This window comes from Kocuria sp. CCUG 69068 (assembly GCF_020833785.1).
Taxonomy (GTDB): domain Bacteria; phylum Actinomycetota; class Actinomycetes; order Actinomycetales; family Micrococcaceae; genus Kocuria; species Kocuria rosea.
In genome coordinates, this window is record NZ_PDDL01000034.1 from 19,720 (window position 1) to 32,704 (window position 12,985).

The window sequence follows — 12,985 nt, forward strand, 5'->3', positions numbered from 1 at the left end:
GTGTGTGACCCCGCCGGGACGCGCTGCCGGTGACCCGCCCCGGCTACCGGGCGCGGGGGTGGGCTGCGGCGTAGACCTCGCGCAGGGACTCGACGGTCACCAGGGTGTAGACCTGGGTGGTGCTGACCGACGCGTGGCCGAGCAGCTCCTGGACGACCCGCAGGTCGGCGCCGCCCTCGAGGAGGTGGGTCGCGAAGGAGTGGCGCAGCGTGTGCGGGGTGATCCGGTCGCCCAGGCCCACCCGCTCCGCCGCGCTCTTCACCGTGGTCCACGCCGTCTGGCGGCTGATCCGCCCGCCCCGGGCGTTGAGGAACAGTGCGGGGGTGCCTCGTCCCCGGGCGGCGAGCGCGGGCCGGCCCCGCACGAGCCACTCGTCGACGGCGCGCACGGCCCAGGAGCCCAGCGGCACCATCCGTTCCTTGCCGCCCTTGCCGAACAGCCGCACGAAGGGCATCCCCGCGCCGCTCTCCTCCGGTTCCCCGCTGCGGCGCACGGCCCGGGAGAGGTCGTCGACGTCGAGGCCGGTCGCCTCCGAGATCCGGGCGCCCGTCGAGTAGAGCAGCTCCAGCAGCGCCCGGTCGCGCAGCTGCTGGGGGGTGTCGGTGCCGGTCGACTCGAGCAGCGCGGTGACCTGCTCGACCGGGACGGCCTTGGGCAGGCGCATCCCGGGCGTGGGCGGCTGGACGGGGGCCGCGGGGTCCGTGCGCGTCATCCCCTCGAGGACCCAGAACCGGTGGGCGCCCCGGACCGCGACGAGGGTGCGGGCGGCGCTGCGGGTGCTCAGGGGCGCGCTGTCCTGCGACCCGGCGGACAGGTCCCGGAGGAAGTCGCGCACGTGACCGGTGGTGATGCCCTCCGGGGTGGTCACGGGCGGGTCCGTCCGCTCGCGGAGGTGCTCGGCGTAGCGGCGCAGGTCCCGGCGGTAGGCGGCCAGCGTGTTGGCGGCCAGACCCCGTTCGACGGCCAGGTGCTGCAGATAGCGCTCCAGCGCGCGGTCGAGCGCGTCGCCGGGGTGGTCACCGGACGGGGCGCCGGGCGAGGTCCCGGACGTCCCGTCGGTGGGGAGGCCGGTCACCGGAGGTCGGGGTGACCGGGCCACGGGGCGTCGGCCGGGCGCAGGGACCGGTAGCCCTCCGCCCGGGCGGCGTGGGCGGCGAGGACCCCGATCACCGCGGCGGGCGAGTTCAGCCGGCCCTCCAGCACCGCCCGCACCGCGCCGTCGAGCGGGACCCACGCCCCGTGGATCTCCGCCTCCTCGCCGTCCCGCTCGTGGAGCTCGTGGTCGGGGACGTCGCTGAGACCACGGGCCAGGAAGATCCGGTTGGCCTCCGAGGAGGAACCGGGGCTGTTGTGGAAGTCGACGAGCACGTCCCAGCGCTCGGCCCGCAGGTCGGCCTCCTCCGCGAGCTCCCGCTGGGCCGCCACGGCGGGATCCTCCCCCTCGACGTCGAGCAGGCCGGCGGGGATCTCCCACATGGTCATCCCGACCGGCCGGCGGTACTGGTTGATCAGGAACACCTCGTCGCGGTCGTTGAGCACGAGCACGGACACGGCGCCGGGGTGGGTGATGTAGTCGCGCCGCAGCGGGTCCTCCCCCCTGGCGAGCTCGAACTCGTCGCGCCGGACGTCCCAGATGAAGCCCTCGTAGACCGTCTCGGAGGCCACCGTGCGGCGGTCGCTGAGCTGGTCGGAGAGCTCCTCGGGTGCGAGGTGGCGGATGTCCATGGGGTCTCTTTCGGAACGGCCGCCGTCGCGGGGCGACGGGAGCGGCGGGCGGGGTGCGGATGGGGAGACGGTGCAGGCGCCGGTCCTCGCGAGGACCGGCGCCTGCACCGGGACGCCCGTGCGGTGACGGGCGGGGGCTCAGCGGCCCTCGGCCTCACGGCGCTCGAGGGCCGCCTTGACGAGCCCGTCGAACAGCGGGTGCGGGCGGGTCGGGCGGGACATGAGCTCGGGGTGCGCCTGGGTGCCCACGTAGTACGGGTGGACGTCGGCGGGCAGCTCCACGAATTCCACGAGGGTGCCGCCCGGAGAGGTCCCGGAGATCACGAGCCCCGCCTCCTCGAGGCGCTCCCGGTACTCGTTGTTGACCTCGTAACGGTGACGGTGGCGCTCCTTGACCTCGGTGGAGCCGTAGGCGCCGGCCACGACGGACCCGGGCCGCAGCTGCGCGTCGTAGAGGCCGAGCCGCATGGTGCCGCCCAGGTCACCGGCACCCTCGACGAACTGCTTCTGCTCGTCCATGGTCGCCACGACCGGGTGGGCGGTCTCCGGCTCGAACTCGGTCGAGGAGGCCCCCGCCAGGCCGAGCTCCGAGCGGGCGAACTCGATGACCATGCACTGCAGGCCCAGGCACAGCCCGAGGGTCGGGATGCGGTGCTCCCGGGCGAAGCGCAGGGTGCCGAGCTTGCCCTCGATGCCGCGGATGCCGAAGCCCCCGGGGACGCAGATCGCGTCGACGTCGCCGAGCTCGCGCTGGGCGCCCTCCGGCGTCTCGCACAGGTCCGAGGCCACCCACTTGATCTTCACGCGGGCGTCGTTGGCGAAGCCGCCGGCCCGCAGGGCCTCGGAGACCGACAGGTAGGCGTCCGGCAGGTCGATGTACTTCCCGACCATGGCCACCGTGACGAAGTGGGAGGGCTCGTGCACGGCCTTGAGCAGCCGCTCCCACTGCGCCAGGTCCGCGTCCCGGTAGTCCAGCCCCAGGTAGTCGAGGATGTAGGTGTCGAGCCCCTGGCTGTGCAGGGTCCGGGGGATGTCGTAGATGCTCGGGGCGTCGGGGCAGGAGATCACGGCGTCGTGGTCGACGTCGCAGGCGTTGCCGATCTTGCGCAGCATCGTGTCCGGCACCTGCCGGTCGGAGCGCAGCACCAGCGCGTCCGGCTGGATGCCGAGCCCGCGCAGCGCCGCCACGGAGTGCTGGGTCGGCTTGGTCTTCAGCTCGCCCGAAGGACCGATGTACGGGATCAGGGAGACGTGCAGGTAGAACACGTTGCGGCGGCCGACGTCCTGGCGGACCTGCCGCGCGGCCTCGAGGAACGGCTGGGACTCGATGTCGCCGACCGTGCCGCCGATCTCGGTGATGATGATGTCCGGCTGGTCGTCGCCCTGCGCGCGGCGGCGCATGCGGTTCTTCAGCTCGTCGGTGATGTGGGGGATGACCTGGACGGTGTCCCCGAGGTACTCGCCGCGGCGCTCCTTGGCGATGACCGTGGAGTACACCTGTCCGGTGGTCACGTTCGCCGAGGCGTCGAGGTTCTCGTCGAGGAACCGCTCGTAGTGGCCGATGTCGAGGTCGGTCTCCGCCCCGTCGTCGGTCACGAAGACCTCGCCGTGCTGGAAGGGGTTCATGGTGCCCGGATCGACGTTGAGGTACGGATCCAGCTTCTGCATCGTCACGGAGAGCCCGCGCGCCCGCAGCAGCATCCCGAGGGACGAGGCCGTCAGGCCCTTGCCGAGGGAGGAGGCCACGCCGCCCGTCACGAAGATCTGGCGGGTCACCTTGCCCGGTCGCTGGTTTTCGGTCTGCTGTGCGCCGGCCTCGTGGGCGGCTTCGTTTGCATTCACCACGGAATTCGACCCTATCATTCTTGTCCGCTCAGGACGTCGGTTGCGTGCTGGGGATCACCGGGCGGCGGCACCTCAGAGCACCGCGCCACGGACGAGCTCCCGGGCGTGCTCACGGGCCGCCGCGGAGTCCTCGTGGCCGGCGAGCATGCGGGCGAGCTCCACCACGCGCTCCTCCGCGTCGAGCACGCGCACGTCGCTGACCGTGGCGTCCGTGCTCTTCGTGACGAGGATGTGCTGGTCGGCGAACGCCGCGACCTGCGGCAGGTGCGTCACCACGAGGACCTGGACGTGCTGGGCGAGCATCTTCAGCCGGCGGCCGATCTCCACGGCGGCCTTGCCGCCCACCCCCGAGTCCACCTCGTCGAAGACGAAGGTGGGCACGGGGTCCACGGCGGCGAGGACCACCTCGATGGCGAGCATGAGGCGGGACAGCTCACCGCCGGAGGCGCCCTTGCCGAGGGGCCGGGGCGCGGCGGCGGCGTGCGGTCTGAGGAGGAACGAGATCTCGTCCCTCCCGTGGCCGGAGAACTCCTCGGTGGGCTCGACCTCGATGACGAGGGAGGCGTTGGGCATGGCCAGTGCCGTGAGCTCGGAGCTGACGGCACCGGAGAGCCGGTGGGCGGCGTCCCGGCGCCGTTCGGTCATCCGCGCGGCCAGCTCGCTCAGCTCGGCGTGCAGCTGCTCGAGCCGCGCCCGGAGCTCCTGCTCCCGCGCGGGGTCGTCCGTCAGCTCGTCGAGGCGCGCCCGCGAGCGCCCCGCCCAGTCGAGGACCTCGTCCACGGTGGCGCCGTACTTGCGGGTCAGGGACTTGAGCTTGGCCCGCCGGGACTCCACCTCGGCCAGGCGGGCGGGGCCCTCGTCGTCGAGCCCCGAGGCGTAGCCCGAGAGGTCCGCGGCGATGTCGTTGACGAGCACGGCCAGCTCGGCGACCCGCCCCGACAGCTCCTCGAGATCACGGTCGGAGCCGGCCTCCTGCTCCAGGGCCCGGTGCGCCGCCGCCACGAGGGCGGTCGCGTCCGGGGTGTCGGCGTCGGCGAACTCCCCGCCGCTCAGAGCGGCGTGGGCCGTGAGGGCGGCGGCGCGCAGCTGCTCGAGGTTGGTCAGCTTCTGGCTCTCCTGGTCGAGGCGCTCGTCCTCGCCGGGCTGGGGGTCCACGGCGTCGATCTCCTCGAGGGCGCCCTGCAGGCTCTGCGCCTCGAGGGCGCGTTCGCGGCCGTGCTCGGTGACCTCGCGCAGGGTCTGCTGCACGGAGCGGTACTCGGCGAGGCGCTCCCGGTAGCGGCGCAGCTCGGCGGCCAGCTCCTCCCCCGCGTACTGGTCCAGGGCGTGGCGCTGGGCGGCCGGGGACCTCAGCCGCAGCTGGTCGGACTGGCCGTGCACCGCCACCAGGGTCTGGCCCACCGCGGAGAGGGTGCCCACGGGAGCGGAGCGGCCACCGACGTGGGCGCGGCTGCGCCCCTCCGCGGTCACCGTCCGCGCGACGGTGACGAGGGCCTCCTCGGCGTCCCCGACGGCCTCGACGTCGACCGCGCCGCCGGCGTCCTCGACGAGGACCGCGGCGGGATGGCCGGCCGGCACCCGCACGACGGCCTCGGCGACGGCCTTGGGCGCCCCGGAGCGCACGGCGCCGGCGTCGGAGCGGTTGCCCAGCAGCATCCCGAGGGCGGTCACCACCATGGTCTTGCCCGCGCCGGTCTCACCGGAGAGGATGCTCAGCCCCGGGCCGAGGGGCAGCACGGCGTCGGTGATGACCCCGAGGTCGTGGATGCGGATCTCCTCGATCATTCAGCCGGCCTCCCCGGACTCGTCGCGGGTGCGGTGGGCGCCGGGGCGTCCGGCTCGTGCGGCATCTCGTGCCCGACGGTGGACTTCTGCTGCTCCTGCGCCTCGTCGCCGCGGACGACGGGCAGGGCCGTGGTCCGCGCCGCGGCCGCCTCGTGCGGGGGCACCGGCCCCCGCCAGCCGCTCGTGGGCAGCTCGAACTTCCGCACGAGCCGCTCCGAGAAGGGGGTGAGGTGCATCCGCGCGAGATTGACCGCCTTCGGGGAGCGCACCACCTCGATCCGGGAGCCCGGCGGCAGCTCGGTGGTCCGGCGGCCGTCGCACCACAGCACGCCGCGGGCGTCGGTGCGGGTGAGGACCTCGACGGCCATCATGGAGTTCGGGGAGATGACCAGGGGCCGGGAGAACAGGGCGTGGGCGCTGAGGGGCACCATGAGCAGCGCCTCGACCTCTGGCCACACCACGGGCCCGCCTGCGGAGAACGCGTAGGCGGTGGATCCGGTCGGGGTGGCGAGGACCACACCGTCGCACCCGAAGGTGCTCAGCGGCCGGCGGTCCACCTCGATGACCACCTCGACCATCTTCTCGCGGTCGCCCTTCTCCACCGAGGCCTCGTTCAGCGCCCAGGTGTGCAGGACCTTCTTCTCGCCCTGCCACACGGTGACGTCGATCGTCATGCGCTGCTCCACCGTGTAGCGCCCGTCCACGATGGCCTCCACGGACTCGCGCAGGTCGGAGCGCTCGCTCTCGGCGAGGAAGCCCACGTGGCCCAGGTTGACCCCGAGCAGCGGGGTGTCAACGCTGCGCACCAGTTCGGCGGCGCGCAGGATGGACCCGTCCCCGCCGAGCACCATGACGAGCTCGATCTCCCGCAGGGAGACGTCCTCCTCGATGACCTCCACGGGCGCGAGCGGCTCCGCGTCCTCCTGGAGCGCCTCGAGGTCCGCCCGCGAGATCACCGGCACCAGGCCGGCCTCGTGCAGCTGGAGACAGGAGTCGCGGGCGGCGTCCTTGGCCTCTTGCCGGCCCATGTGGGCCATGACCAGGATCTTTCTGCTCACCGGGTCCTCCCGTTCTCGACTGCTCGGTGCGCGCGGGCGTCGTCAGGACCGGGACCGGCCCGTGGCGCACGCCGTGCCCGCGGACCGGGCACCGCTCACCACCCTACGCGAGGGCGGGGACAGTCAGGACGGCTGGTCCCGGCGGCACCACAGGAAGAACTCGTGGTTGCCGTCCTGGCCCGGCAGCGGGCTGCGCTCCCGGCCCCGGACCGACAGTCCGTGGGCCCGGGCGGCGGCGGCCACGGCCTCGACGGCCCGGGCCCGCTCCTGCTCGCTCGTGACCACCCCCGTGCGCGCGAGGCGCTCGGCACCGACCTCGAACTGCGGCTTGACCATGAGCACGAGGTCACCGCCCGGCACCGTGGCCGCCGCCAGCGGCTCCAGGACCAGGGTGAGCGAGATGAAGGACAGGTCGCAGACCGTGAGCTCCGCCGGGCCGCCGATGTCCTCGGGGCGCATCCAGCGCACGTTCATGCCCTCCAGCACCCGCACCCGGGGGTCGGCCCGGAGCGAGGGGTCGAGCTGGTCGTGGCCCACGTCCACGGCGACCACCTCCCGGGCGCCCCGTCGCAGCAGCACGTCGGTGAACCCGCCCGTCGAGGCGCCGGCGTCGAGGCACCGCTTGCCCCCCACGCCGATGGCCGGGAAGGCCGCGAGCGCTCCGGCGAGCTTGTGCCCGGCCCGGCTGACGTAGTCCGGGACGTCCGCGGGCCGGACCTCCAGCAGGTCCTCGGGGCCGACCCGGACGGAGGGCTTGGTCGCGGGGCGGCCGTTCACGAGGACACGGCCCTCGCCGATCCACCGGGCGGCGACCGTGCGGGAGCGGGCCAGCGCCCGCGCGGTCAGCTCCTGGTCGAGACGGGAGCTCACCGGTGCGCCGCCTCCTCCTGTCCGGTGCCGGGTCGCGGCACGAGGCCGGCGGGGACCGTGCCGGGCTCGGCGTCGAGCTCGGCGACGAGTGCCGCGTGCAGCTCGTCGTAGCGGCCGGGGTGCTCCGCGACCGGCAGCGCCTCCAGCTCACCGGCACGGTCCAGCACGGCGTCCACCCGGGCGTGACCGGTCGGGCGCAGGGCTGCGCCGTCGTCCCCGGCCGGGCGCTGCGCCCCGGCGCCCCCGGTCACTCGCCCGCCTCCCACTCGGGGTCCGGGACCACGGGGACGTCGGTGTCGGGGTGCGCCGCCCACCAGGCCGCGCACGCGGCCCGCCAGGCGTCGAGGTCGTCCTGGGCGCCGCGGATCCGCAGCCGCGTGCCGTCGGTCTCGGCCTCCGCCGCTCCGCAGCGCGCGGAGTGCGCTCCGGCGGAGGACGAGACCTCGACCTCGGGATACGGCTCGAAGAGCGCGTGCAGGGTCCCGACGACGTGGTCCGGGCGCTCCGCGCTGCACGCGGCGAGGATCGTGTGCACGGTGTCCACCCCGGTGAGGACCGCGATCGTCGCGAAGCCGGCGGCGTTGCCGCCCCGGATGTCGGTGTCCAGCCGGTCCCCCAGCACCACGGGCCGGGCGCTGCCCGCCCGCTCGGCGGCGGTGCGGAAGATGGGGGCCTCCGGCTTGCCGGCCACGACCGGCGGCCGCGCCGTCGTGGCCGCCACGGCGGCCACGAGCGTGCCGTTGCCGGGCGCCAGACCGCGGGCCTGCGGAATGGTGCGGTCGGTGTTGGTCGCGACCCACAGCACGTCCGGGTCGGCCAGCGTGTACGCGGCCTCGGCCAGCTCGGCCCAGCCCAGGCCGGGGTCGAAGCCCTGGATCACGGCGCGGGGCTCGTCGGACTGGGCGCGGACCGGGACCAGCCCGGCCTCCGCGACGACGTCGGCCAGGGCCTGGGAACCGGTGACGAGCACCGCGGTGCCGGCCGGGACCCGCTGCGCCAGGAGCTCGGCTCCCGCCTGCGCGGCGCTCACCACGCCGTCCGGGCCCGTGGGTACGCCCAGGTCCGTCAGGTGCTCGGCGACCGTCGCGACGGAGCGCGAGGCGTTGTTCGTCACGAACACCACGGGCACGCCGTCCTCGGAGATCCGGCGGAGGACCTCCGGTGCGCCGGGGATGGCGTGCGGGCCGGCGTAGACGACGCCGTCCAGATCGCTCAGGACGGCGTCGTACCGGTCGAGCAGCCGCTCAGCCACGCCGCGGGCCGCCGTCCGTGCCGTCGCTCGCCTCGTCACGCTCGTCGTCACTCGCGTCGTCGCCGTCGAGGTCGGTGAGATCCTCGTCGTCGTCCGGGTCGAGGTCGGCCTCGGAGCCGCCCTCGAAGTCGTCGTCCGGGTCCAGGTCGTGCTCCGAGCCCTCCGCCTCGTCGTCCGGATCCAGGTCCGGTTCCTCCTCGGTGCCCTCGTCGAGCACGTCCTCGCTCTCGTCGTCCGCCCCGCCGTCGGGGTCGAGGCCCGGATCGTCGCCGGAGGCCTCGGCCGCGTCTGCGGCCGGTGCGTCCGCCGGGTCCGAGGTCGGGTCCTGGGCCGTGTCCTCGGCGTCGGCCAGGACGACGCCGCCGGCCGGCACCTGCTCGGTCTCCTCCTCGTCGTCGAAGTCGACGATCTCCGGCTCGGCGAACTGCCCCGTCCCGAGGGCGGCCTCGGCCACCACGGCCTGCCGGTCCCAGGTCAGGGCCTCGCGGTCCCTCCCGACGCCCCGGAGGGCCTCGGCGTAGGCGCGGAACAGCCGGGGGCTGTAGGGGAAGCCCCGGTTCCTGTCCAGCTGCGGAATGGTCAGCGCGTCCACCGCACCCTGGGCGTCCCCCTGGTCCCGGCGCATGCCGGCCAGCACGATGGCCAGCTCCACCTTCTCGCTGGGCTCGAGCGACTGCACGGCCTCGGACGTCGCGAGCTCCACGGCCTTGTCCAGGCGTCCGAGGGCCCGCTCGCAGTCGACCATCAGGGGCAGGTGGATGTCGGCTCCGGTCATCCGGCGGAACGTGCGCAGCTCCTTGAGCGCCAGTGCGTAGTCACCCGCCTCGTACGCCGCGACGCCGGTCGCCTCCCGCACGGCGGCGATGCGGCCGCCGCGCCGTCCCGCCGCCTGCGCGTGCTCGAGCGCGAGCTCGGGGACGTCGAACAGGTAGCGCCCGGCCATGACCAGGTGCTTGGCGACGGCCTCGGCGTTGCGCGGCTCGAGCGCCCCCAGCTGGGCACGGGTCGGCTTGTCGAGCTCACGACCCGTGATGTCCTCGTCCACCTCGGGCGCCCGGTGACGGTGGGTCGAGACGTCGTCCCGGTCGTCACGCCGGCCCCGGTAGCCCTCGTCGCGGTCCGGGATCCCGCCGCGTCGGTCACCTCGCGGCGCGTACCCGCCGCGACGGTCGTCCTGCCGGTCGTCGCGGCGACCGCGGTAGCCCTCGCCCTCACGACGCGGCCCCCGCTCACCCTGACGGTCGTCACGCCGGTCACCGCGCGGGGCGTACCCGCCACGACGCTCGTCCTGCCGGTCATCGCGCCGGTCGCCTCGCGGGGCGTAGCCACCGCGACGGTCGTCCTGCCGGTCGTCGCGGCGACCGCGGTAGCCCTCGCCCTCACGACGCGGCCCCCGCTCACCCTGACGGTCGTCACGCCGGCGGTCGTCGCCGTAGCCTCCGCGACGGTCACCGTGCCGGTCATCACGCCGGTCACCTCGCGGCGCGTACCCGCCACGACGGTCGTCCTGGCGGTCGTCGCGGCGACCGCGGTAGCCCTCGCCCTCCCGGCGCGACCCCCGCTCACCCGGCCGGTCATCACGCCGGTCACCTCGCGGCGCGTACCCGCCACGACGCTCGTCCTGACGGTCGCGGCCGGGCCGGTCGGCGGCTCCGCGGTCCTGGGAGTTGCGTCCGCGCGCCTCGCCGTCGCGAGCCGGACCGCGCTGCCCCTCGTCGAAACGGCGTCGGGGCTGGGCGCCGGACCGGTCGCCCTCGCGCCCGGCTCCTCCGCCGGACCGGCGGTCGCCGGAATGTCCGTTCCGACGCTCGTCCCGGGACCCGTGCTGGAAAGACTCGGACACGTACCGCTCCTCTGTGCCGACGCGGTGCCGGTCGGCTCTCGTGGATGTCGGCGGTGGCCGGAGAACGGTCCGCCATGATGATCGTTCCCATTGTATAAGCAGGTCCGACGACCCTCTGTCCCGATTCGTCCCCGGCCGCTCCCTCGTCGGATGATGGGCTCATGTCCAAAAAACCCCTCACGTCCCACCTCCTGGTGCGCGTGCTGCTCGGCATCGTCCTGGGCGTCGCCTGCGGTCTGTTCTTTCCCGAACCGCTCGCCCGAGTCTTCCTGACGTTCAACGGCCTCTTCAGCGCTTTCCTCGGCTTCATCGTCCCGCTGCTGATCGTCGGTCTCGTCACCCCGGCCATCGGCGACCTCGGCAGAGGGGCCGGCAAGTGGCTCGGCGTGACCGCCGCCATCGCGTACGCCTCCACCGTCCTCTCCGGTCTGCTGGCCTTCGCCGTCGCCCGCGCCGGATACCCGTGGCTGCTGGCCGGGGAGCGAGACGTCGACGCCCTGGCCAACCCGGAGGAGAGCGCCCTCGCCGGCTTCTTCACGCTCGAGATGGAACCCGTGTTCGGCGTCATGACAGCGCTTCTCCTGGCCTTCTGCCTGGGGGTGGGCATCACCCTCATACCGGGTGACACCCTCCACCGGAGCATGGACGACCTGCGCCGGATCATCATGCGCATCGTGGAGCTGGTCATCATCCCGCTGCTGCCCCTCTACATCTTCGGGATGTTCATGGGCCTCACCATGAACGGACAGATCCTGGTGGTCGTCGCCACCTTCTCGAAGGTGGTGCTCGTCGCCCTGGCCCTGTCCGTCGTGCTGCTCGTCGCCCAGTACGTCGTCGCGGGGATCTACGTGGGCCGCAACCCCGCGACCCTGCTGAAGAACATGCTGCCGGCCTACGCCACAGCGCTGGGCACGTCGTCCTCCGCCGCGACCATCCCAGTCACCCTGAGGTGCGCGGAGGCCAACGGCGTCCGTCCGTCCGTGGCAGGCTTCGTGATCCCGCTGAGCGCGACGATCCACCTCGCCGGGTCCACGCTGAAGATCGTGCTGTTCTCGACGGCCGTCATGACCATCACCGGCACCCCCGTCGACGACGTGGCCTACGTGGGCTTCATCCTCATGCTGGGGATCACGATGGTCGCCGCCCCGGGCGTTCCCGGCGGCGCGATCATGGCCGCCGTGGGTCTGCTCCAGGGCATGCTCGGCTTCGACGAGACCGCGGTGGCCCTGATGATCGCCACGTACATCGCCATCGACTCCTTCGGCACCGCGACGAACGTGACCGGGGACGGTGCCATCGCCGTGGTCATGAACAAGCTCATCGGCCGGCACACCGCGACCGGATCCGCACAGGAGAACCCGGCGGAGCTGACGCTGTCGGACGCACACACCGCTCGGTAGTCGTCCGGCTCCATCCGCTGCGGGGCGGGGCCCCGCAGCGCCCGCTCGGTCGGTCTCCTTCGACCGGATGCCGCGGATCGTTCCCGAAGCTCCGCCTTGACCCGAGGTCCGGCGTCGGAGCCATCATCGGGCGGGCACCCGTGCGGTGCCCCGCCGAGGAGCCGAGGGACGACGCCGCCGGAGCAGAGGAGCCCTTCCATGACGAAGTACCTGATCTCGTTCCCGAGTGAGGCCATGGTGGTCCCCGAGGAGGATTTCGAGGCGGTGGTGGAGGCCTCGCACGCCGTCATCGAGGAGGCCAAGGCGGCGGGCGTGTACGTCTTCGGCGGCGGGATCGACGAGGCCTCCCCGGCCGTGGGCCGAGCGGCCCGCGGGACATCAGGGACGAAGCATCCAGTAGAGCTCGGTGACCATGTCGGCAGGGTCGTCCCCCGGCCGCGGCTCGGTCACGTAGACCTCCCACATGCGGTCGCCGAGGGCGAGCCCCTGCTGCCCCGCCCACTCCGCCAGGTGCTGCCAGGATCGCCCGAGGTCGTCGTAGTTGCCGCGGTGCACGGACGTCGCCACGCGAGAGGCGGACAGCCGGCCCGCCACCACTGCGCCCTTCGGGGAGACCTCCCCCTGCACCGGGAAACCCACCTCCAGGTGCACCGTCCCCGCCGGAACCCCGTGGTAGACGGCCATCGGAGGACCCGTCGGCTCGAACGCCCCGTCGGACATCGCCTGTCCCAGTTCGCCGAAGGCGCGGTCGAAGAACTCCCGCAGCTCGCCCATGGCCACCGTTCCGGTCACCACCGCCGTGTGCTGCTCGTCCTGCTCGATCACCCTCGGGGTGAAGGACTCATGGTCGGTCGCATCCATGCCCGCATTATCCGCTGTCGGCCGGTCCCGCGCTTCTGTGACGGACAGCGGTCGGTCCGTGGAGCGGCGGCCGTATCGCGGGTCCGGCTCGCTCGCCGGCGGCAGCGGGGCCCAAGGATGAGCACAGGCCCTCATCGTGGGATGAGGGCCTGTCCCGTAGAGCTCGTGCTGGGTGATGGGTGTTAAATGCGGGGAGCCCCCGCACCGTGTGGTGCGGGGGCTCGACCCTGGTGGTGTGGTCCGGCGGTGTCCTACTCTCCCACACCCTTCCGGGTGCAGTACCATCGGCGCTGCGGGTCTTAGCTTCCGGGTTCGGGATGGGACCGGGCGTTTCCCCCACGCTATG

12 protein-coding genes, 1 rRNA gene and 1 pseudogene are annotated in these 12,985 nt (G+C 73.6%); 3 read left to right on the forward strand and 11 right to left on the reverse strand.

The features are described 5' to 3' along the window. Positions 1 to 43: 43 nt before the first annotated feature. From CRM73_RS08740 to CRM73_RS08780, 9 genes are all read right to left on the reverse strand, one after another. On the reverse strand, positions 44 to 1,075 hold the full coding sequence (locus CRM73_RS08740) for a site-specific tyrosine recombinase XerD (protein ID WP_035924073.1): 1,032 nt from the start codon (positions 1,073 to 1,075) through the stop codon (positions 44 to 46). After that, positions 1,072 to 1,725, reverse strand: coding sequence for an NUDIX hydrolase (locus CRM73_RS08745; protein ID WP_017834272.1), 654 nt, complete (start codon positions 1,723 to 1,725; stop codon positions 1,072 to 1,074). The genes CRM73_RS08740 and CRM73_RS08745 overlap by 4 nt, the downstream gene beginning before the upstream one ends. 138 nt (positions 1,726 to 1,863) lie before the next feature. Next, a complete protein-coding gene (locus CRM73_RS08750; protein ID WP_035924074.1) occupies positions 1,864 to 3,588 on the reverse strand; it encodes a CTP synthase in 1,725 nt (574 codons plus the stop codon). A 54-nt stretch (positions 3,589 to 3,642) separates the two neighbouring features. Continuing rightward, positions 3,643 to 5,355 (reverse strand): DNA repair protein RecN, encoded by a 1,713-nt coding sequence (gene recN, locus CRM73_RS08755; RefSeq protein WP_035924075.1) that lies wholly within the window; start codon positions 5,353 to 5,355, stop codon positions 3,643 to 3,645. Further along, the gene (locus tag CRM73_RS08760) at positions 5,352 to 6,413 is read right to left on the reverse strand and encodes an NAD kinase (RefSeq protein WP_081994162.1); all 1,062 of its coding nucleotides are present in this window, start codon (positions 6,411 to 6,413) and stop codon (positions 5,352 to 5,354) included. Before CRM73_RS08760 ends, recN begins: the two co-directional genes overlap by 4 nt. Positions 6,414 to 6,536: 123 nt before the next feature. Beyond that, on the reverse strand, positions 6,537 to 7,283 hold the full coding sequence (locus tag CRM73_RS08765; protein ID WP_109244424.1) for a TlyA family RNA methyltransferase: 747 nt from the start codon (positions 7,281 to 7,283) through the stop codon (positions 6,537 to 6,539). After that, positions 7,280 to 7,534 carry a hypothetical protein gene (locus CRM73_RS08770; protein WP_109244423.1) on the reverse strand — a complete coding sequence of 85 codons (255 nt, stop codon included), beginning with the start codon at positions 7,532 to 7,534 and terminating at the stop codon, positions 7,280 to 7,282. Before CRM73_RS08770 ends, CRM73_RS08765 begins: the two co-directional genes overlap by 4 nt. Next, positions 7,531 to 8,535, reverse strand: coding sequence for an HAD-IIA family hydrolase (locus CRM73_RS08775; protein WP_017834278.1), 1,005 nt, complete (start codon positions 8,533 to 8,535; stop codon positions 7,531 to 7,533). The genes CRM73_RS08770 and CRM73_RS08775 overlap by 4 nt, the downstream gene beginning before the upstream one ends. Next, complete coding sequence (locus tag CRM73_RS08780; protein WP_229587409.1) at positions 8,528 to 9,478, reverse strand: hypothetical protein; 951 nt, start codon at positions 9,476 to 9,478, stop codon at positions 8,528 to 8,530. Before CRM73_RS08780 ends, CRM73_RS08775 begins: the two co-directional genes overlap by 8 nt. Here CRM73_RS08780 and CRM73_RS08785 point away from each other — a divergent pair. The 3 genes and pseudogenes from CRM73_RS08785 to CRM73_RS08795 all read left to right on the forward strand — a co-directional run. Then, the gene (locus CRM73_RS08785; RefSeq protein ID WP_229587410.1) at positions 9,431 to 10,456 is read left to right on the forward strand and encodes a hypothetical protein; all 1,026 of its coding nucleotides are present in this window, start codon (positions 9,431 to 9,433) and stop codon (positions 10,454 to 10,456) included. The two genes, CRM73_RS08780 and CRM73_RS08785, sit on opposite strands and share 48 nt — an antisense overlap. Before the next feature lie 83 nt (positions 10,457 to 10,539). Beyond that, positions 10,540 to 11,778, forward strand: coding sequence for a dicarboxylate/amino acid:cation symporter (locus CRM73_RS08790; protein ID WP_109223005.1), 1,239 nt, complete (start codon positions 10,540 to 10,542; stop codon positions 11,776 to 11,778). A 198-nt stretch (positions 11,779 to 11,976) separates the two neighbouring features. Continuing rightward, positions 11,977 to 12,135 (forward strand): annotated as a pseudogene (locus CRM73_RS08795) (transcription initiation protein); the annotation flags it as partial. A gap of 21 nt (positions 12,136 to 12,156) precedes the next feature. Here CRM73_RS08795 and CRM73_RS08800 read toward each other — a convergent pair. Both CRM73_RS08800 and rrf read right to left on the reverse strand, forming a co-directional pair. Then, a complete protein-coding gene (locus CRM73_RS08800) occupies positions 12,157 to 12,639 on the reverse strand; it encodes a GyrI-like domain-containing protein (protein WP_126346399.1) in 483 nt (160 codons plus the stop codon). Positions 12,640 to 12,877: 238 nt separating this feature from the next. After that, positions 12,878 to 12,985: ribosomal RNA gene (gene rrf / locus CRM73_RS08805) — 5S ribosomal RNA — on the reverse strand; the annotation flags it as partial.